The organism is Vibrio sp. ZOR0018 (assembly GCF_963865925.1).
Lineage (GTDB): Bacteria > Pseudomonadota > Gammaproteobacteria > Enterobacterales > Vibrionaceae > Vibrio > Vibrio anguillarum.
In genome coordinates this window covers 14,139-35,039 of the sequence record NZ_CAWMCN010000108.1, presented here as the reverse complement: position 1 = coordinate 35,039, position 20,901 = coordinate 14,139, and the positions used below count along the sequence as shown (strand labels likewise).

General features: G+C 44.4%; 21 protein-coding genes. 8 read left to right on the top strand and 13 right to left on the bottom strand.

What is annotated here, in order from left to right:
- Positions 1-2 precede the first annotated feature (2 nt).
- The 6 genes from luxQ to AACR75_RS08995 form a co-directional block, all read right to left on the bottom strand.
- The gene (luxQ, locus tag AACR75_RS09020; RefSeq protein WP_047689659.1) at positions 3-2,549 is read right to left on the bottom strand and encodes a quorum-sensing autoinducer 2 sensor kinase/phosphatase LuxQ; all 2,547 of its coding nucleotides are present in this window, start codon (positions 2,547-2,549) and stop codon (positions 3-5) included.
- Positions 2,550-2,564: 15 nt separating this feature from the next.
- Positions 2,565-3,665, bottom strand: coding sequence for an autoinducer 2-binding periplasmic protein LuxP (locus tag AACR75_RS09015; protein ID WP_013867911.1), 1,101 nt, complete (start codon positions 3,663-3,665; stop codon positions 2,565-2,567).
- A 224-nt stretch (positions 3,666-3,889) separates the two neighbouring features.
- Positions 3,890-5,041, bottom strand: coding sequence for a conjugal transfer protein TraF (locus AACR75_RS09010; protein WP_017046397.1), 1,152 nt, complete (start codon positions 5,039-5,041; stop codon positions 3,890-3,892).
- Positions 5,042-5,136: 95 nt separating this feature from the next.
- Positions 5,137-5,460: a GIY-YIG nuclease family protein gene (locus tag AACR75_RS09005; RefSeq protein ID WP_013867913.1), complete on the bottom strand. Its 324-nt coding sequence runs from the start codon at positions 5,458-5,460 to the stop codon at positions 5,137-5,139.
- The gene (locus tag AACR75_RS09000; protein WP_017046396.1) at positions 5,461-6,114 is read right to left on the bottom strand and encodes a YceH family protein; all 654 of its coding nucleotides are present in this window, start codon (positions 6,112-6,114) and stop codon (positions 5,461-5,463) included. It abuts the gene before it with no gap.
- A gap of 57 nt (positions 6,115-6,171) precedes the next feature.
- Positions 6,172-6,375 carry a hypothetical protein gene (locus AACR75_RS08995; protein WP_026028336.1) on the bottom strand — a complete coding sequence of 68 codons (204 nt, stop codon included), beginning with the start codon at positions 6,373-6,375 and terminating at the stop codon, positions 6,172-6,174.
- A gap of 190 nt (positions 6,376-6,565) precedes the next feature.
- Between AACR75_RS08995 and AACR75_RS08990 the strand changes: the two genes are divergently transcribed.
- Together AACR75_RS08990 and AACR75_RS08985 are read left to right on the top strand one after the other, a co-directional pair.
- The gene (locus tag AACR75_RS08990) at positions 6,566-6,883 is read left to right on the top strand and encodes a DUF496 family protein (protein WP_010319897.1); all 318 of its coding nucleotides are present in this window, start codon (positions 6,566-6,568) and stop codon (positions 6,881-6,883) included.
- Positions 6,884-7,190: 307 nt separating this feature from the next.
- The gene (locus AACR75_RS08985; protein WP_013867916.1) at positions 7,191-7,442 is read left to right on the top strand and encodes a YgjV family protein; all 252 of its coding nucleotides are present in this window, start codon (positions 7,191-7,193) and stop codon (positions 7,440-7,442) included.
- Between the two features lie 149 nt (positions 7,443-7,591).
- On the opposite strand, the gene glpK is transcribed toward AACR75_RS08985, so the two are convergent.
- Both glpK and AACR75_RS08975 read right to left on the bottom strand, forming a co-directional pair.
- Positions 7,592-9,112, bottom strand: coding sequence for a glycerol kinase GlpK (gene glpK / locus AACR75_RS08980; protein ID WP_026029114.1), 1,521 nt, complete (start codon positions 9,110-9,112; stop codon positions 7,592-7,594).
- Positions 9,113-9,164: 52 nt separating this feature from the next.
- Entirely contained in the window at positions 9,165-10,019 is an 855-nt protein-coding gene (locus AACR75_RS08975; RefSeq protein ID WP_047689657.1) for an MIP/aquaporin family protein, read from the bottom strand.
- Positions 10,020-10,548: 529 nt separating this feature from the next.
- On the opposite strand from AACR75_RS08975, the gene glpA reads away from it, so the two are divergent.
- Genes glpA through glpC form a run of 3 tightly spaced genes read left to right on the top strand, consistent with a single transcriptional unit; the run spans position 10,549 to position 14,731 of the window.
- A complete protein-coding gene (gene glpA / locus AACR75_RS08970) occupies positions 10,549-12,198 on the top strand; it encodes an anaerobic glycerol-3-phosphate dehydrogenase subunit A (protein WP_047689654.1) in 1,650 nt (549 codons plus the stop codon).
- On the top strand, positions 12,195-13,508 hold the full coding sequence (glpB, locus tag AACR75_RS08965) for a glycerol-3-phosphate dehydrogenase subunit GlpB (RefSeq protein WP_047689653.1): 1,314 nt from the start codon (positions 12,195-12,197) through the stop codon (positions 13,506-13,508). The genes glpA and glpB overlap by 4 nt, the downstream gene beginning before the upstream one ends.
- A complete protein-coding gene (glpC, locus tag AACR75_RS08960; protein ID WP_047689652.1) occupies positions 13,505-14,731 on the top strand; it encodes an anaerobic glycerol-3-phosphate dehydrogenase subunit GlpC in 1,227 nt (408 codons plus the stop codon). Before glpB ends, glpC begins: the two co-directional genes overlap by 4 nt.
- An 89-nt stretch (positions 14,732-14,820) precedes the next feature.
- Here glpC and AACR75_RS08955 read toward each other — a convergent pair whose 3' ends face one another.
- On the bottom strand, positions 14,821-15,912 hold the full coding sequence (locus tag AACR75_RS08955; protein WP_047689650.1) for a ketoacyl-ACP synthase III: 1,092 nt from the start codon (positions 15,910-15,912) through the stop codon (positions 14,821-14,823).
- Between the two features lie 189 nt (positions 15,913-16,101).
- Between AACR75_RS08955 and trxC the strand changes: the two genes are divergently transcribed.
- Entirely contained in the window at positions 16,102-16,536 is a 435-nt protein-coding gene (gene trxC / locus AACR75_RS08950) for a thioredoxin TrxC (RefSeq protein WP_047689644.1), read from the top strand.
- A 193-nt stretch (positions 16,537-16,729) separates the two neighbouring features.
- Positions 16,730-17,890 carry an MFS transporter gene (locus AACR75_RS08945; protein WP_047689642.1) on the top strand — a complete coding sequence of 387 codons (1,161 nt, stop codon included), beginning with the start codon at positions 16,730-16,732 and terminating at the stop codon, positions 17,888-17,890.
- A 16-nt stretch (positions 17,891-17,906) separates the two neighbouring features.
- Here AACR75_RS08945 and AACR75_RS08940 read toward each other — a convergent pair whose 3' ends face one another.
- Entirely contained in the window at positions 17,907-18,311 is a 405-nt protein-coding gene (locus tag AACR75_RS08940; protein ID WP_202599014.1) for a nitrous oxide-stimulated promoter family protein, read from the bottom strand.
- Between the two features lie 96 nt (positions 18,312-18,407).
- Here AACR75_RS08940 and AACR75_RS08935 point away from each other — a divergent pair, with 96 nt between their 5' ends.
- On the top strand, positions 18,408-18,608 hold the full coding sequence (locus AACR75_RS08935) for a DUF2986 domain-containing protein (RefSeq protein WP_010319684.1): 201 nt from the start codon (positions 18,408-18,410) through the stop codon (positions 18,606-18,608).
- Here AACR75_RS08935 and AACR75_RS08930 read toward each other — a convergent pair.
- From AACR75_RS08930 to AACR75_RS08920, 3 genes are all read right to left on the bottom strand, one after another.
- Positions 18,597-19,070: a LabA-like NYN domain-containing protein gene (locus tag AACR75_RS08930; protein WP_010319683.1), complete on the bottom strand. Its 474-nt coding sequence runs from the start codon at positions 19,068-19,070 to the stop codon at positions 18,597-18,599. The two genes, AACR75_RS08935 and AACR75_RS08930, sit on opposite strands and share 12 nt — an antisense overlap.
- Before the next feature lie 63 nt (positions 19,071-19,133).
- Entirely contained in the window at positions 19,134-19,889 is a 756-nt protein-coding gene (gene cobA / locus AACR75_RS08925) for a uroporphyrinogen-III C-methyltransferase (protein WP_017047244.1), read from the bottom strand.
- 68 nt (positions 19,890-19,957) lie between these two features.
- The gene (locus AACR75_RS08920; protein WP_047689639.1) at positions 19,958-20,770 is read right to left on the bottom strand and encodes a formate/nitrite transporter family protein; all 813 of its coding nucleotides are present in this window, start codon (positions 20,768-20,770) and stop codon (positions 19,958-19,960) included.
- Positions 20,771-20,901: the final 131 nt, after the last annotated feature.

Sequence of the window (20,901 nt, the reverse complement as noted above, 5' to 3'; positions counted from 1 at the left end):
CTTTATTTCTGCCGTTTTTGGAAGTGACAAAAAGCCTCATGCAATGCTTTCTCTTTGATAGGTTTAACTATCACATACGCTGCACCTGCGGCCATAAATGCTTCGTTAGTCGATTGCATACCATCAGCTGTACACGCATAAATAGGTACATCCATCATCAACTCATGTTTGATCAAATGGGTTGTTTCAACCCCACCTAAGTAAGGCAGTTGGTTATCCATTAAGATAAGATCCACTGGATGATCTTTCACATAATCAATCGCCTGTAGACCATCCTCTACTCTTGTCACTTCCATACCGTATTTTTTGCAAAATGCTTGAGCAATAAAAGCGTTGGTATGATTATCTTCGACTAGCAACACTTTGATTGGTTTTTCAAACATTTCATGTGGCGGCGCGCGCTCATAAGATGGTATATCCTTCCCGCAGTCACTCACGACAACCAGCGGGAGTTCAACAGAAAATGTAGTACCTACTCCAAATTGGCTTTTCACGTTTACGGCACCACCAAGCATCTCAATTAAGCTTTTGACAATCGCAAGCCCCAAACCACTACCGCCGTATTCTCGTGTGGTGTTTGATTCTACTTGAGTAAAAGGCTCAAAAATAAGCGCGAGATCTTGCTCTCTGATGCCGATACCTGTATCACTAATCGAAATAAACAATTGGTGGTTATTCTTTTGCTGGAACTCAATGCTAATCAACCCATTATGGGTAAACTTAGTCGCATTATTTAATAAATTAAACAGAATTTGGTTCAGGCGGACTTGATCGCTATGGATCATCATATCAGGCGGAATATTGCTCTTTAGGCTGAACTCAATCTCTTTTTCCGCACATAATGGCCGATAGATACTTTCCACGGCAGAGATGACCTCAACCAGCTTAAAGTCAGACTCTTGAATTCTAAACTGTCCCTGCTCTATCTTTGAAAAATCAAGGATATCATTCAGCACCGCCAATAAATGTTCACCACTACTGCATAACACATTCACTTGTTCAAGTTGCTCATGGTCACTGATTTCACGCTTAAGTAATTGAGAAACCCCTAAAATTCCATTCAATGGTGTTCTCAGCTCATGGCTCATTTTTGCAAGAAATTCAGCACGAATACGCGCCGACTCTTCCGCTTCTTGTCTTGCGAGTCGGCTCTGTTTGGCCGCCTCAGCGATTGTCGTAATATCTTGTCCTTGAGTGATGATTGACTCAATTCTCTGCTCAAAAATAATGGGCGATAAATTCCAGCGGAAAACCTTGTTGCCAACTTCAACGTTTATCTCTCGGAACGTTTCTTGTTCAACCGCAAGGCGTATCTTTGGCTGCAGTTCTTGCTTTAATGCATCAAGAATGCATTGCTGTTGATCATTGCGACGCATGAAATATTTCTTTGCTGATGGGTTCATTTTGATGATATCACCGTCGATACTCCATACTATGATGGGCGAAAGTGAAAAATTGAACAGATCTTCAAATTGTTTTTCTTGCTCAGATAAACGTTGAAATGTGTGTTCTAGCGTTCTGCCGAAGTGATCAAATTCATAGATTTTAGAACCAGAAAAAAGCTCATAACTCCCAGCTTCTGCAGCTTTGTGGGTGTAATTCATCAAGCTACTGATTTCATTTTTGACACGCTGCTGTAACCACCAACGAGTCAAAATAGAGACTATCACCATCGCAAAAAGGGCAAAAATCATCCAAAAAAAATAATTTTCACGTAATTTCAATACGTTCTCATTGCTCTGCACACTGAGGACGTTAATATAAATTGGTACGCCTTCTATGGTTAACGCGGTACGGCTTACCATGTAATCGGCAAAACTATAGGCGTCAAAATTATCTTCTAAAACATCACGTTCCGTGTAGGTCTCATCACCATTAATTGTTGAGGCTAAGACCTTTTCACCCGTCGTCATCACGAGATTTTCTGAGTTACTCCCTTCACGTAATGTTTCTGCCAGCACGTAATTGTTGTTAAGTACGGTAGCAAGATGCAAAAAACCAATCACCTCTCCGGACTGCGAGTCAATAACGGGAGTACGTCTGACCATTAGGTAGGCATAGCCCAATTGAGAGGACGATTTGATCATATGCCAGTTATTACTTAACGCGACTTTACGAGACATGTTTACCAGCTCGTTTTGTTCAATACCATAAAACTGAGCATTGCCATCTTCCCACATCAGGCTGTCAGAATCAGAAATGAAACGAATGTCAGGCGTGTTGGATACTTCTAGCTGGTCAACTCCAAAAAAGAACTGATCAATACTGTCATTATCGCCCTTACGAATTGCTTTAACTAAACCTGCATTTTTTGCGCTGCTATCTTGGTTTATCTGCAGTAATGAAAGACGGAAGTTAAAGAGGTTCTGAATGAGACTAGAGGTTTGAGAAGCCGTACGTTGCACTTCTTGAGCAATGATTTTGCTACTGATCTGATAACTTTGAAATAAAACGCTGAGCGTCAATGCGCCAATCACCGCAATCATTGATTTGGTGATCACGGTAGCTATCTTTTGTTTTTTCTTGACGGTGCTTGACCTTAAACTCATTAATGACTCGATATATCAATGGTCAGAGTAACGAAATGCTCGTTTTTTGAGCTTTTCAATATACGCTGAAGAGACCTCTTTGGTTACCAATTCAAAATCACCAGAGTAAACCGTAGGTACCGGCTTTCCTTCAAGATCCCACTTAATGGCTTCCGCCATAGCAACACCGGCATCATCATTGACACGCATGATAGTCACATCAAGTGTGCTATTTTGCAGCGCGTCCAATTCAGCCTCACCACCGCCCCAGCCGTTTAACGTAATATCTTCTCTATTTTGCTGCTGCAACGCATCCATGGCACCGAGTGCAACATCAGTAGAGCATGCGTAAATAAAATTAATATCTGGTGTTTGTTTAAGAATACGCAAAGTTGCATCAAATGCACTATCTCGTGTCGCTTTTGTATAAAACGAAGAGGCCAAGTGATATTTGCTGTCTCGACTCATTTCTTGGATAAAACTATCGCCGCGTGCATCGCTAACATAGCCTTCAGAATAATAGAGTACGGAATAAGCACTATTCTTTGGCGCCGACTTTTTGTAGTAATCCACCAGTTTCATTGTGCCAATTTCATGATCAAACCCCACGTACATAAAAGGCTGGCGATCTCCCCAACTTTTTACTGGCGTAGTGATATTTTGCAGAATAATTTTGGTTTGATTTGAACTTAACAACTGCTCGATAAATTTACGGTGGCGGATGGTATCAAGCGTAAACACCAAGTAATCGGATTTGTTTCTGATCGCTTCCATCAACGATAAACTTTGTTGGCGAATATCGACATTCGGACGAGTGAAGACTTGGTTAATTTGGTATCTAATCCCAAGTTCGTCTAAACGCATCTCAAAGGCTTTGATATTGCGCGCCCAATAATCGGAAACTTGTTGACCGGGATAAACAACAGAAATATGAATAGGTTTATCTTGCTCTATTGAGAGTACAGCGGGAGGTTGACGCACTGCCTGTATCATCTGGTCGGTAAGAGCCTGTTGCGCAGGATTAAGATCTAAAAACTCTTGATATCGCCAATAGCCATTTAAAACTTGCGCTGCAGCCTGAGTGGAGGCTGCCAAACTGACACTGAACACAAATGAAAGGAGCAGGATTTTTCTCATGGCATTCTCATTACACTAACTTCTGGATTTAATGACACACAATGGCTGATTTCGCACTCATCATATTCTCGGACTACCCAATGAAGGATCAAACAAGTAGCCCGTATATCATCTTGATTATTTAGTATGTTCCTCATAAATGATAGTGCAAACCACTAAAAAAGCTGACTTGCACTCATAACCGCTCATTTACTAAACAAAAGCATCAAAATGCTTTCCTATACTTAAAAGGTGAAAGCTAAATTTCCAGAAATGCCAAATTGATTATCTCCAGCATAGTTTCCTGCAAGATCGAAACTGACAAGATCTCCGGGGCTGATGCCAATACCAAACGTCACGGCGTTGTCCAAAGTATCTTCTAAATCGATTTCATAACCCGCACGAAGCTGTGCCCATCCCCAAGCATTACCTTCTAAGCCAAAGCGTAGGTATTGTGTATCATCTTTTTGGTCTTGGAAACGACTCTGCTTTGTTGCATCTAAATCAATTGCAGCAGTGAAAAACTCAGTGACATATCCACCCGAGATTGTGACTTGCGTATCCAAATCATATGAGCTTAAACCGTCAATGGTTTTTAATTCTTGAGCAAAAAGATCCTTTACCGCAACACCCACTCGAAAATCGTTAATTAACCACACAGCCCCTAAATCAAGATTGAAGGCATTATCGTTCGTTTCGCTTTTGTCATAATCAGCAAGATCAAATTCTTTTACCGAAACATTTTGCTTATAGGTTCTTAATTGTTGAATTTTTGGCGTAATGCCAAATGAAAATTGTTGGCCACGAATGTTGTATATTTTGGCCAGTGCTAGGCCAAATTCTGAGTAACCAAATGCAATCAGATCAACGGTTGAATTTTTATAACGATTCTCAACGTCGGTGCCGCTACTGCCTGTATTTGCCGCAATATCAGAACGCGCAATCACCTCCGCGTGACCACGCGCAAAAATATTAAGTGAAACTAGATCGAGAGGAATTGCTATCGCCATACCAATGCCCGCCGATGCTGCAAGAGGTTTGTCATCGGCAAGCTGGTCCAAATACTGATTGAGTTTATCAATATCACTTTGATTGGGTGTACCGGAATTTTCAAACGCTTTGATGCTATCTTGCAGGTCATCAATGGATTTTAGGCTTTTGTCTGGGTCTCTAGCCGCACCACCTACCGCAGGGAAAAGCACGCCAAACGTGTCATTATTCCGATACACGGCCACCAAAGCAGGATTATAGAATGGGGCTAGCAGATAATCGGCCGTTGTTACGCCAGTATTCCCCATTCCATTACCACGTGCGTCAGCTATCGTGTTCGCCGCTTGCGCAGAAGCACAAGCCAACAAGAGCAACGAGACCACTGACCATTTGTTGTAACTGTTCATATTGCAACCAACCTTGTTGTTATTATTCCCTAAACAAGGTTAATACAATTTTTTACATTGCACATGAAATTGGCGAATAATGCCGCTGACCAAACCTAATCGTCACCAAAATCATCCATGCCACTAACAGAGAAATGAACATTCTCTTGCCCTGCCACCAACTGTTCTTTTTGCAATTTGGTCAGTTTTTTAATCGCTAGCTCAGTTTTTAAAGCGAGGCTTTTACCGCCTTCTACACGTTGAGACCAAACCAATAATAACGGCCCTTTACCTCGTAACGCTTTTGCACCCTTCCCTGTTTGGTGTTGTACAAAGCGTCGTTCAACATCCGTTGTAATACCGCAATACAGTGCTTGATGGCGGGTTCGAACCAAATAAACCCACCAGTCCGGGCTATCTTTGTGGGAAACCTTATTCACTTACAGTAAGCTTTCCACCAAAGCGCGTAACTCGGCGACTTCATTTTTTAATGCGTGAACCTCCTGTTCAAGCTGATCAATACGAGCAGTCGCCCCACCTTCCGGAGCATGAGCAAAGGTTTGCTCTAAACTTTCAACGTCAACCTCTCCAGAAAAGAGATGTTGATAACGCGACTCTCGCTTACCCGGTTCACGGGGTAGCTTCACCACCAGCGGGCCTGATTCACGGTTGGCTAAAGCGTCTAAAATAGTTTCGACTTCTTTTACATCGGTAAAACTGCATAATCGGTTAGTACGAGTGCGCAACTCTCCCGGCGTTTGTGGCCCACGCAGCAGCATGCAGCACACCAAACCAAGCTCTTGATTTGACAGCTTTAAATCGCCAAATTCGGTATTGCAGAAACGGTGCTGATATTTGCTCACTCGGCTATTAAAACCACTTTCATCACTCATCAGGCGACGAGCGATCAAGCCCTCAGCGGCATCTTGAACCTCAGCTTCGGTTAATGACAGCACTGGCTCACGGTTACTTTTTTGGTTACATGCGGTGGTCAAGCTGTTGAGCGTTAATGGGTAGTAATCAGGCGTGGTCACTTCTTTTTCAATTAAGCAGCCAATAATTCGTGCTTCTAGGGGAGAGAGCTCAATGTTCATTATAATTTCCTTTTTTCTAAGCGGAGTTTCCTAATCGAGGCCACAATCGATGTTGCATTAGTGTTCTAACAACAGTGAAATTCGGATGATTTTCCCATTGCTATCAATCATCACAATCTTTGCACGGTTTAACTCTAACTCGGTCATCTCCAGCTTCTCACGTTCGCTAATATAAGCTTCACGCAATTTAACACTGTGATGCAGTTCAGCGTTTGCAGGTACATCCTTTCTTTTAGGTACTAAAATTTCTGAAAGTTGCATCTCTAAATACCATAAGATAGCGATTTGAAAGGTACATGATATAGCGCCTATCCGTACCAATACAATCACTCATGACTAGAGTGATTATTTCTTAATCAAGAGTGAGTCAGGATTGATCTAAAGGCTGTTATGAATCAGCTCGATATGATTTAATCAATAGCATTGACATTCAAGTTGGGAAAAGGAACCTATGAGTATCGTATTTGAAATTGTTAACCAAGCTCGCCGTAAAAATAAACTGAAACGTGAACTGCTAGATAACGAGAAAAAAGTTCGTGATAACCGTAAAAGAGTTGAACTGCTTGAAAACTTACTCGATTACATGAAACCGGATATGACCCACGAAGAAGTCATGGCGATCATCAATAACATGAAAGCCGATTACGAAGATCGCGTCGATGATCACATCATCAAAAGCGCAGAAATTTCAAAAGAGCGCCGTGATATTAGCCGTCGTATCCGCGAGCTGACCGATAAAGATAAACAAATGACTCAAGGCAAAAAGTAAAATTGATGCCGACCATCTTCGAAACCCGTCTTAAGACGGGTTTTTTTATGGCCAAAACATTCACAAAACAAATCAATATTTCTATCAACAAAAAGTGCGATAAATTTTATGTGATAGACATTAAACGTTTGCGTAATCGCTAACCTTCACCGAACCTAGTTTTGAGTCTTTTATCACATATTAGCTATTGTTATATTTATACACAGTAAATCAATTATGACCATTCGAGGCACGGAGCTTCCTCACTTATCTCACGGCGAGAAGATTGGTACCGACATCGTTCGGCATATATTAAGAGGGTCAAATTATGGAAATGAATGTGGTTGAAATTTTGGGCTATGCAGCTTCGATCATGGTGGCAATCTCGCTGACAATGAAAGATATCGTTAAACTGCGTATTCTTAATTTTGTTGGTTGTGCACTGTTTACCGCTTACGGACTAATGATTGATTCATGGCCTGTAGTGCTCACCAACGGTTTTATCGCCTGCGTAAACATCTACTTTTTAGCCAAGATGCAACGAGAAAAAAAAACGGCTGACGCCAAAAGCGCTGCATGATAAACCCAAAATAATAAAAATTGACGTGTAAAAAAATGCTCTGCCACGATGACAGAGCATTTTTTATCGATAAATCAGAGAGCAAAAGCATAAATAGCCAAGCAAAAAGCCTCTAGCAGGGGGATACATAGAGGCCATAAGGCTAAGTATTACTCTTCGTCATCGTGCATAGTTGCCCAAGCTTGAGCACATTTCACCGCACGTTTCCAACCTTTATAGCGACGATCGCGCTTCTCTTCATCTTGATGAGGAACGAATGTTTTATCGATCACGGCTTTATCAGCAAGCTCATCCAAGCTTCCCCAAAAGCCAACCGCAAGACCAGCTAAATAGGCTGCCCCTAGCGCGGTCACTTCCGTCACTTTAGGACGGTGTACTTCGGTATCAAGCACATCTGATTGGAATTGCATTAAGAAATTATTGGCTACCGCGCCACCGTCTACGCGTAACGCAGACAGTTTAATGCCAGAATCAGCTTGCATTGCATCAAGTACATCACGTGTTTGGTAAGCGACACTTTCCAAGGTCGCACGAATAATATGGTTCGAATTCACGCCACGCGTTAAACCAACAATCGTACCACGGGCATAAGCATCCCAATACGGCGCGCCTAAACCAGTAAACGCTGGCACAACATAAACGCCGTTGGCCGTATCAACTTTCGTAGCGAAATATTCCGAGTCATGAGCATCTGAAATCAGTTTCAATTCATCACGCAACCATTGAATCGATGCACCGCCCATAAAGACTGCACCTTCAAGCGCGTAGTGAGGTTCACCAGCAGGGCCACAAGCTAGAGTTGTTAGCAAGCCATTATGTGAGGTGACTTTCTCTTTACCTGTGTTCATCAATAAGAAACAGCCAGTGCCGTAAGTATTTTTTGCTTGGCCCGCCTCAACACACATCTGCCCATAAAGCGCAGCTTGCTGGTCACCCGCAATTCCAGCAATAGGAATACGTGTCCCGCCTTTACCACCAATGTTGGTTTGGCCGTAAACTTCGGAAGATTTCTTCACTTCAGGCATCATAGACAAAGGAATATCAAACTCTTTTAGGATTTTCTCATCCCAATGCAAGTTGTTGATATTGAAAAGCATAGTGCGAGAAGCATTGGTATAATCCGTAACGTGAACACGGCCTTGTGTCATGTTCCAAACGAGCCACGAGTCAATTGTACCAAACAGTAGTTTTCCAGCCTCAGCGTCTTCACGAGCCCCTTCGACATTATCCAAAATCCATTTGATTTTGGTGCCAGAGAAGTAAGGGTCAAGCACTAGGCCTGTATTCTCGCGAATGTACTCTTCTAGCCCTGGGCGTGCTTTCAATTCTTCACAAATGGATGCGGTACGTCGACATTGCCATACAATCGCATTGTAGACTGGTTTACCCGTTTCTTTGTTCCACACCACCGTAGTTTCACGTTGGTTGGTAATACCAATCGCCGCAATTTCATCACTGCGAATACCAGCTTTGCCAAGTGCTTCTACTAGTGTCGAACTTTGCGTCGCATAAATTTCCAGTGGATCATGTTCAACCCAGCCAGCTTGAGGGTAGATCTGGGTAAATTCACGCTGAGAAACACTGACAATGTTAGCATCATGATCTAACACTACAGCACGTGAGCTTGTTGTTCCTTGGTCAAGGGCAACAATATATTTCTGCTCAGTCATGGTCTTTTCCTTATCTTTCACGTTAATCGTTTTATGAAGTGTTATCGTTATTTTAGACGTGAGCTTGCTCACTTTCTTCTACGTCATCACACTGGTTTGGAATGGTGCAGCCTACGCCGACAGTGGGTAAGTACGCGCCAATAAATTTAGGGTAAGCCCATGCCCCAAAACAGGCACCAGCAATAGGAGCAATGACAGGTACGATGAAGTATGGGATATCTTTTGCACCTGTTAGTGCGTAGTCCCAGCCAGCTAAGTAGGCAAACAATTTAGGGCCAAAATCACGCGCAGGGTTCATCGCAAAGCCAGTCAATGGGCCAAGTGAACCGCCGATAACCGCAATCAGAATACCAATCAGCAATGGGTTCATTGCATTGCGATGTGCGCCGTTATTTTCATCACCTAGTGCCAAAATAGCGAACATTAATACTGCTGTGATGACAAATTCGACCGCCAATGCACCAACAAATGATAATGAAGCATTAGGGTAGGTAGAAAAAATACCCGCTGTGGCTAACGCCTCTTGACTGCTACGTACAAAATTGTGTGCGATTTCATAATCAGTAAAAAGGTTGCTGTACAAGCCGTAAACCAGAGCAGCAGAGCAGAATGCACCGAGCATTTGCGCCGCAATATAGGGAAGTACTTTTGCTTTGTTGAAGCCGTGGAAGGCGGCCAGTGCAATGGTCACCGCCGGATTAATGTGAGCTCCAGAAACACCCGCAGTGCAATAGATGGCAATTGCCACACCTAAGCCCCACATGATGCTGATTTCCCACTGACCAAATTGTGCGCCAGTAAGAACTAAGGCAGCAACACAGCCTACACCGAAAAAAATCAGCAATCCGGTGCCGATAAACTCCGCGATACACTCTCCGAGAAGAGTATGTTGTTTTGTTCGAGTCATAGTAAGTGTCCTTGTTTATTTTTTGTGTACACAATGTTTGTGTGTGGCAAATTTTGCACATTTTTCTTCCCACGAAAATTAAAAAACAGCATTTATGAGCGTTCGAACACAATTTTGTTACTTGCAATATCGTTTTTTGTTAATTAACTCATTATTTTGATCTTCTGCTCATTAACGCAGAGCTTAACAAATGATAGGAAACTAAGGGTGTCTCTATAAACAACGACATAATCAAGTGCAATAACGGATAGAGATATGATTTCATACTGCTAAGAGAGGCATGATGATGAAGTCATCGGATCAGCTCGTAAGCGCATTTGTTCTCTAAAATCCACTCCAGTTGTTAAATTAACCCAACCTAAATTGTTAAACCATTCATCATTTTGATATAAAATAACATACAAAGATGAAATTACCGCCAAAATGAAACACAATTTCGCTCATTCGCGCTTTTGTGAGCAACATATCGAACATTTTCTATTGAAAATGCCACACTAAATATAAGTTTTTCATCGAATAAGGTTTCACCATGACCACAACCACACGATTTGAAACCGATGTTGTTATCATTGGTGGCGGAGCAACCGGTACTGGGATCATGCGCGACTGCGCACTGCGCGGCATTGCGTGTATTTTGCTAGAAAAGGATGATATTGCTTCTGGTACCACCGGGCGAAATCACGGTTTATTACACTCAGGGGCACGTTACGCAGTTACCGATCCTGAATCGGCCAAAGAGTGCATCCAAGAGAATCAAATTTTAAAAAATATCGCTAGACATTGTGTAGAGAAAACCGACGGCCTGTTCATTACTCTGCCTGAAGACGATCTTGCTTTTCAAAGCACGTTTATCGACGCGTGCGCTCAAGCAGGGATTACAACCGAGCCGCTTTCTGCCAAAGAAGCACTGCGTTTAGAGCCTCATGTTAACCCAAACCTTGTTGGCGCGATCAAAGTACCCGATGGCACACTCGATCCTTTTCGTTTATGCGCTTCCAATGTGCTAGACGCCAAAGAGCATAGTGCGCGGATCATGAACAAAACCATTGTGACGTCGCTAATCCGCCAAGGTGACACAGTATTAGGCGTACGCTGTTTACAGCTCAGCACTCATCAACAATATGAGATTTTCGCCAAAGAAGTGATTAACGCAGCTGGAATATGGGGACAAAACATCTGTGAATACGCCGATCTCAACATCAAAATGTTCCCCGCGAAAGGCTCATTGTTGATCCTTGATTATCGTATCAACAACCTTGTGATCAACCGCTGTCGCAAGCCTTCTGATGCCGATATTCTTGTCCCTGGTGATACCATTTCACTGATCGGTACTACCTCTGAACACATTGACTACGACCAAATTGACAACCTGCACGTGACTGAAAAAGAGGTTGATATACTACTGGCCGAAGGCGCGAAACTGGCCCCCATCATGGCGAATACTCGTGTATTACGCGCTTATGCGGGTGTGCGTCCATTGGTCTCTATTAATGATGATGGCAGCGGCCGAAACATCAGTCGCGGCATCGTATTACTTGACCACGAACAACGCGATGGATTGAAAGGCCTCACCACGATTACAGGCGGTAAATTAATGACTTACCGCCTAATGGCAGAATGGGCGACCGATTTAGTCGCCAAAAAACTGGGCAATAATACCCCTTGCGAAACTCATACTCGCGCCCTACCCGGCTCCAACGAAACCCCAAAACAGGTCAAAAAAACCGCCAGCATTGCCAAACCCGTCTATGAATCGGCTATTTATCGCCATGGTGAGCGCGCACAAAATTTCTTATCTGATGATGCAAAGAGCCAAGCGGTTATTTGTGAATGTGAAATGGTGACCGCGGGCGAAATTGAATACGCAATTAAACAACTCGATGTAAATAACTTGGTCGATTTACGTCGCCGCACTCGTTTAGGTATGGGGCCGTGCCAAGGAGAGCTTTGCAGCTATCGCGCCGCCAGCTTATTTCAAGAATATGGTCACGTTTCGGGAAACCAATCGAGCCAACTGTTGGTTGAGTTTTTAGAAGAGCGCTGGAAAGGCATTAAACCGATTTTCTGGGGAGATGCACTGCGCGAAGCTGAATTCAGTTACTGGATTTACGAAGGCTTGTTCGGAGCCAATGACATTCCAACGCAACACAAGCAAAATGAAAGTGAGGAGACGTTATGATGAAATACGACGTCACAATTATCGGTGGTGGAATTGCAGGTTACAGTGCAGGTCTTCGCTGCTTACAAGCGGGCCTAAAAACAGCACTAATCAGTCAAGGCCAAAGTGCTCTGCATTTTTCATCCGGTTCCATCGATGTTCTGGGTAAACTGCCTAGCGGCGAAGCGGTTGAATCCCCTTTGCTCGCCATGGAAGCATTACGTCAACAAGCCCCGAATCACCCTTACAGTAAAATTGGCGCTGACACTATTTCGCAAGGGTTAATGTGGTTTCAAAAAACGCTGCAGCAACGCGGCATGCCGCTGACACACCAAGCGGATAATAGTAACCACTATCGCATAACTCCGATGGGGACATTGAAAGCCACTTGGTTATCACAACCTTATGTTTATCAACATAAAACGAATGCTGATTTCAAGCGTATTGTGCTGCTCGCCATCGATGGTTATCGAGATTTTCAACCACATATGCTGCAAGATAACTTACGCGCTCTACCTGCATTTTCGGCTATCCCAAGTGAGATCATCAATATCACGATTCCGGGTTTCGAAGCACTTCGCCATAATCCCAACGAACTGCGATCCATCGATATTGCTCGTTTGCTCAAACAACCACATGCATGGCGCAGTTTTTGTGATCAACTGATCCGTCATGCCACTGTGCAAGATCTAGTGATCCTACCTGCCATCATGGGCAATGGTGATGGGTTAACCTTACTGAACAAACTTAAATTGGAAACCAACTTGCAGTTGCATGAAGTCCCGACCATGCCGCCATCATTAATGGGCATCCGCATTGAAGAGACACTCAGCCGAGCTTTTTTAACCATGGGTGGTACTCATTTAAAAGGCGATAAAGTCATCAGTGGTGAATTTGATGGCAACCGTTTGACCGCCATTCATACTCAAAATCTCAATGATATGCCGATTCAAGCTGACCATTTCGTGATGGCTACAGGGAGCTATTTCAGCCAAGGTTTACAGGCTTCTCATCACGGTATTAGCGAACCCGTGTTCCAATTAGAGACGGAGAGCTGTCATGATCGCGCTCTATGGCGAAACCATGCCTTTTTCTCAGCAAACTCTCACCCTTTCATGACCTTTGGTGTGCTGACCAACACGTCACTGAATCCAACTCATCAAGGTAATATCATTACCAATTTATACTGCTGTGGTTCGATGCTCGCGGGTTATGATCCTGTCTTTGAAGGCAGCGGTGGAGGCGTTGCTATTGCCAGCGCTTACCACGCTACCTCTCAAATTATGGCTCAAACTCAATCTCGACCAGCCATTCAGGAGGTATTAGCATGAGCACCTCTTTTGTTGAAGCCGCACCCAAAAATACCTCTTTTGATCAATGCATCAAATGCACTGTTTGTACCGTTTATTGCCCGGTTGCTAAAGCAAACCCACTCTATCCGGGGCCAAAACAGTGCGGACCGGATGGCGAACGCTTGAGGATTAAAAGCGCAGAGTATTATGACGACCTACTCAAGCTCTGCACCAACTGCAAACGGTGTGAAACCGCCTGTCCTTCCGGAGTGAAAATTGGCGATATCATTGCTGTGGCACGTGGCAAACATGGTAAAAAAACGCTGAGTCCAAAGCTGGTGCGTGATTACGTGCTGAGCCATACCGATCTTTTTGGCACGATCGCCACACCATTTGCACCGATCGTGAACGCTGCTACGGCTATGCCGATGGTAAAAAAACTGATGCACAAGACCATTGGTGTGCACGATCATAAATCACTTCCCAAATACTCACACGGCACGTTTCGTCGTTGGTTTAAGCAGAACTGCACACGCCAACCCCTGTATAACCGGCAAGTGACCTATTTCCACGGCTGCTACGTTAACTATAACCACCCGCAGTTAGGTAAAGATTTTGTCTCTGTGATGAATGCGATGAATATCGGCGTACGGTTACTGGATAACGAGAAATGCTGTGGTGTACCGCTGATTGCCAATGGTTTTCACGATAAAGCGCGTAAAAATGCGCTATTGAATGTGAAAAATATCGAAGCCGCGGTAGTTGATCGTCAAACGACGCTCCTCTCCACCTCATCAACGTGTTCGTTTACCTTACAACAAGAATACCCTCATGTTTTAGGGGTTGATAATAGTAAGGTGGTCAAACAAATCGAGTACGTAACACGCTTTCTACTCAAAGAGTTCATGAGCGGTAATGCGCCTAAAATGAAACCCGTTAAATTGAAAGTGGTTTACCACACCCCTTGCCACCTTGAACGCAGCGGTAATGTCATTTTTACCATTGAATTATTAAAAATGATCCCAGGATTGGAGTTAGTGGTCTTAGACAGCGAATGCTGCGGCTTAGCGGGAACCTACGGTTTTAAAGAAGAGAACTATGACGTTTCAATGAAAATTGGCGCGCACCTGTTTGATGCAATCAAAACATCGCAAGCTGACTATGCGATTACCGATTGTGAAACCTGTAAATGGCAAATTGAAGAAAATACCGCGTTAGAAACCATTCATCCAATTAGCCTGCTCGCCATGGCGATTGCCTAGTTTACACACCTAGCATTGAGAGTAAAACAGGCCACATTGTGGCCTGTTCTCATACTGCTTGTACTGTGTGAACATTCGTTTTCTAAACGTTATTTAGATAGCGGGCGCTGCTGGCAGTGCTCAATTGCATTGGCCAATAATTCTAACGCACTGGACTGACACTCTGGTAACTGCGCTTGGCTACGGCTAATCGCGGTAACACGCTCGCCCCATTTGATGTGCCCAGCCCCCCAAGTTAAGCCCGCCCCGAAAGCAGCCACCAGCAGGTTATCATTCGGTTTGATTTTCCCTTGTTCTACCGCTTCACACAATGCAATAGGTACGGTCGCGGCAGATGTATTACCATAGTGTTGAATGTTAACAAATGCTTTATCTTGGCTAATACCTGATAAGTCACACAAGGTTTGAATGATGCGAATATTCGCTTGATGCGGGATCACCACATCGACTTGTTCGGTTGAAAGACCGGAACGCGCCAACACAGTTTGCGCCGCTGCGCCCATGCCTCGAACCGCGCGTTTAAAAATCTCTTTCCCAACAAAATCAAAATCCCAATACCCATTGTCAGCGGCAAAACGATCCATCGATGAGCCAAATCTAGGCACCGCCAAAATATCACGCCCTTCTGCATCACAGCCGATTTGTGCATCTTGCAAACCCACTACTTTATCGGTTTTACTCAAGACAACAGCGCCAGCACCGTCACCAAACAACACGGCGGTATCACGTTTGGTCCAATCAATGTAAAAAGAGAGACGCTCAGCACCCACCACTAACGCATGGCGGTAATGGCTTGCTTGCATTAAACGCGTCGCTGTTTCTAATCCATAAACAAAACCGGTACAGGCTGCATTTAAGTCAAAAGCGGCTGCATTTTTAATCCCAAGATTCTGCTGCACTTTCGAGGCAATATTTGGGATAAGAGAATCTGGCGAACAGGTTGCGATGATGATGAGATCAATCTCAGTTGCATCAATCCCAGCACAAGCGATGGCGTGTTGGGCGGCCACCGTAGCTAAATCCGAGGTATTCACATGGCTAATGCGGCGCTGTTCAATCCCGGTGCGAGTTTTAATCCACTCATCGGAAGTTTCAATAAAGGTGCTAAGATCATGGTTTGAGAGCGTTGCAGGTGGTAGGCATTTACCCCAACCTGTAATTTCGGCATAGAATTTTGTCATTGTTAACCTGTTTTTGTTGTATTTTCTAATGCAATCCAAAGACCTAAAATTAAAAACTCATCGTATGAAAGAGAAATGAGACTCAAAAGGTCCTTTTGATGTCAGTCAGTATACGCGCTTTTACTCCGACGTTAAGTCTAGTGCGTCAAATGCGACTGGAACAAAACACAAAAATAAAGAGAGGAAACCATGTCAACATTCAATACTCGTTGTCCTTCGTGTCACGCAATGAACCGAGTTCCGATAGAACGAGTAACAGAAAGCCCGAATTGCGGTAAATGCCAAGCTCCCCTATTTGATGGAGCGCCCATTGAAGGAACGGAAGCCAATTTCGAAGCACTGCTTAATAGTCGCCAACCCGTTGTCGTCGATTTCTGGGCACCTTGGTGTAATCCGTGTGTGGGTTTTGCTCCTGTATTCAGTGATGCTGCGACGGAACGAAAAGGAAACATTCGCTTTATAAAAATTGATACTGAAACTGAACAAAGCCTCGCCACAAAATTTCAAATTCGCAGCATTCCAACCATTATGGTGTTTAAAAATGGTCAACGAGTCGATATGATCAATGGCGCTTTACCAAAAAGTCAATTTGATCAATGGTTAAACCAAGCCATATTGAAATAATCTATCATTATAACCAATAATAAAGTTGGCATTTTTTATCGATTTATGCCAACTTTACTGCTCATTTCTCTTGCTTTATTTTCGATTAATAAAATTAATCGTTAAGAACATAATTTTTCGTTTTACCTTTCTCAATATCAGCTCCATATTCGCCGCAAAATATCCCATCAATTCTGGTTTTGAGGCAAAGTCAATGGACAACATTACTGTGAACGCGTCTTCACCTCGCATTTCCGTTCCGGTCATTGCGCTATCGCTTTATGCGATTGCCTCAGGCTATTTAATGAGCCTGATCCCATTGATGTTGCCGCACTACGGGCTTGAGAGCTCATTGGCAAGCTGGCTTGCCAGTGTCTTTTACGCTGGCTTATTGATCGGCGCATTAGTCGTTGAACCTGTTGTCAACCGCGTTGGCCACCGAAACGCTTTTGTATGGTGCTTAGCGCTGCTCATGTTAACCATTTTTGCCTTACCTGCTCTGCACTATGCCAGTGCTTGGTTAGTGGCACGTTTTGTTGCTGGTATTGCGGTGGCTGGTGTCTTTGTCGTTGTCGAGTCTTGGCTATTACATGGTGATGAAAAAGGCCGAGCAAAACGCCTTGGTATTTATATGGCGGCGCTTTACGGCGGCACGGCATTGGGCCAATTAGGGATTGGTTATTTAGGCGTATCAGGCGGCGTGCCTTTCATTGCCATCATTACCTTGCTATTAATCGCCAGTGTGGTGCTGATTTATGGCGAATCTGACCAACCGTCAACTCAGCATGCCGTCAGCCTATCACTGAAACAGGTACTCAAACTAAACCATGCCGCCTTGCTCGGTTGCGGAGTTTCAGGGCTCACTTTGGGAGCTATCTACGGTCTAATGCCTGTTGAATTGGAACAACGCGGTATCAGCCATACCGATATTGGCAGCTTAATGGCGCTTGTAGTTTTGGGTGGCATGGCGGTGCAACCTATGGTGCCTTGGCTATCAAAGTTTTTGGGCCGAACACTATTAATGGCACTGTTTTGCTTGATTGGCTCTGCGGCGATTACCATAACCTTGTTCGATTCAACGATGATGATATTAGCTGCCAGCTTGTTTTTTTTAGGCATGGCGACGTTTGCCCTGTACCCAATCGCCATCAACTTAGGTTGTGATAAGCTCGATGCCAATTACATTGTCTCGGCGACACAAGTTATGCTGTTTAGCTACAGTATCGGCTCTGTGGTTGGCCCCGTGATCGCTGATTGGTTTATGCAAAGATCGCAAGGCTTAATGGGTTATCTCTTTATTGCTTTACTTGCGACTTGTATTTATATGTTGGCTTCAAGCCTCAAAACCAAACGCCAGTGGGTGGCGGGGAAATAAGTCGCAGCAAAGCGGATCATATTTTATCGCAAGGCGCACGGTTCAATCGTTGATGGCGATTTGATGCATGCGCCTTTGGTTTTTCTGGTAGTGCACGTTTTTCATGCAGTAGATGGCGGATCGCCAATATAGGGTGAGAGAGCAACATTCTTGGCCCTGCGTAACGCATCACCAATCTCATTTGTTCTTTCGGCTCAGGCTTATAGCAATGAATTGGGCAACGGTTGCAGGTGGGTTTATGTTGGCCATAAGGACAGCGATCTAAACGTACTTGCGCATATTCCAACAAGGTTTTGCAACACGTACAGAGGCCAGATTGACAGCGATGATGGCGCTGACAATAAATGTTCACCATCGCCTCTACGGTGCGAAACTCACTGAGCAGCTCTCCCGTTAAAAGATCACTATGCATTTTTTCCATTGCCAATAACTCCCATTGAGATCGCAGATAAAAACAAGTATCCTGCGCCACCTTGTTCCTCACGTACCCAGACTTTGTGTCAAAGAGCAGACGACTATGAACCGCAAAAAGAAAATTAACCAAACACTGCAAAAGCATCTTAAAAAGAAGCATGCCAAGCTGCACGGCAGCAATAAGCCTCGTTATATTTCAAAAGCTGAACGTGAAAAATTAGACGCAGAGCAAGCCGCTTCAACCAGCACGGTAGATACCCAACATAGTGAGATTGTGCCTGCTGAAGGTGAGCTACAACAGTAAGTCTTGCTCGATTGGAACAAACTGGCTGGCGACATCAATAAGGCTTTGAGCCGTCAGCCTTGGCACTCCGTACACTTCTACTTTTTTGTTAAAACGCTGTTTAATCCGTTCGACCAATAGCTCGAAATCACCATCTCCTGATACCAGAACAATCACATCCGCTTGCTCTGCCAGCTCAATCGCATCGAGAGTAATACCGACATCCCAATCCCCTTTTGCACTGCCATCACGACGCTGAATGAAGGGCTTAAGCTGAACCTCAAAACCAATACCGCGCAAAATATGGTGGAACTGGCGCTGCTTAGGATCTTGGCTAGCAATCGCATAGGCATTGGCTTTAATCACCTCTCGCCCTTGAGTGGCTACATACCAAAATTGGTTGTAATCAAAATGCTGGCGGTACTTCTCTTTACAGGTGTAATAGACGTTTTGAACGTCGACAAGAATGGCAACTTTTTCCATGAGCTCTCTTCTCAAATAGAAACAAAAACAGCGGCTTGTTCGCCGCTGCTTTGCAAATTGCGCTTAGTATACGCCAAACCACTTCAATTTGTCGTGCAAGCGAGTCACACTGCCGACCACAATCAAGGCTGGGCTTTGTGCTTGTTGCGCTAAAAGGGGTAAATCGTCAAGCGAACCCGTCAATACTCTCTGTTTATCTGTAGTGCCGCGTTCGATAATCGCGCAAGGCGTTTCTGCGCTCAGGCCAGCATCCAACAAGTTTCGTGTGATATTCGGGCACTGCTTTAACCCCATATAAAAAACCAAGGTTTGATTATCTTGCGCTAAACATCGCCAATTGATCGCTTTACCTTCTTTTTGTAAGTGACCCGTAATGAACTGCACACTTTGTGCGTGATCACGGTGCGTCAGCGGAATCCCCGCGTAAGCCGTGCAGCCTGCCGCCGCCGTGATCCCCGGAACCACTTCATAAGCGATATGGTGTTCAGCCAGCGTTTCGAGCTCTTCACCACCTCGGCCAAAAATAAAGGAATCGCCGCCTTTCAAACGGACAACTTTTTTACCTTCTTTGGCTTTATCGACCAGAATTTGGTTGATCTGATCTTGCGGCACACAATGAAAATCCAACTGTTTGCCAACGTAGATCATCTCCGCACTGCTTGGCGCCAGATCTAAAATCGCTTGCGAAACTAAACGATCATACACCACCACTTGCGCTTGGCTGATCACGCGTAGCCCCTTAACCGTCAGTAGATCGGGATCGCCCGGCCCTGCGCCTACTAAAGAGACAAAACCGCGACTCGTTACACTGCTTACCATGATTACTCTCTACCTTATCGACAAAAGGATATCGTCATTAAGCGAGGTTAAACCTCACTTAACAATGGTTAGCCAAGGTTGCGTTGTGGCAAGGTTTTACCGTGAGTCATGTAAAGGCTTAACCCGGTAAATAACAAGCCGCCCACTAAGTTACCCAATGTGGCCGGAATTTGGTTCCATACTAACCAATCGACGATGGTGAATTTAGCGCCCAACATCATGCCAAGTGGGAACAGGTACATATTCACTACGGCGTGTTCAAAAACCAAACCGAAGAAAATAAAAATAGGTAGCCACATCGCGACCACTTTGCCGCTCACAGTAGTTGATGTCATGGCACCGACAACACCTAGGCACACCATCCAGTTACACAAGATGCCTTTCACAAACACGGTGATCCAGCCATTGACACCGTGTTCGGCAAAGCCAAGAGTGCGAGCAGTAGACGCTTTGATAAACGCTTGCCCAACCGCGCTCGGCTCGATACTGAAATTCATGGTGAAGGTTAGCGCCACTAAAAAGGCGACGGCAACGGCACCGATTAAGTTACCCAGCCCAACCAAGCCCCAATTCCGTAGAACGCCCGCTTTGGTTACTCCGGCGCGTTTTTCAAACAAAGCTAAAGGCGCTAAAGCAAAAACACCCGTTAATAAATCAAAGCCCATTAGGTTCAAAATACAAAACCCCACAGGGAAGACCAGAGCACCAACAATAGGCACTCCGGTTTGCACAGCCGCAGTAATGGCCACAGCGACGGCGATAGCAAGAATCGCCCCCGCCATAATGCCGCGAATCAGGGTATCGCGCGTTGACATGAAGATTTTGCTTTCGCCAGCGTCAATCATTGTTTGCACAAAATCGGCAGGTTTTACATAAGACATAATGGTCCTTATTGTCACCAAAGTTAAAATTAAAAAGGGAAATTGAATAGATAAAGGCTCCCAGCCATCGATGCTTCACCAAGAGAACTCGATGAACAAGAAACCTTTTTGCTATTGAATCTCATCGTCTC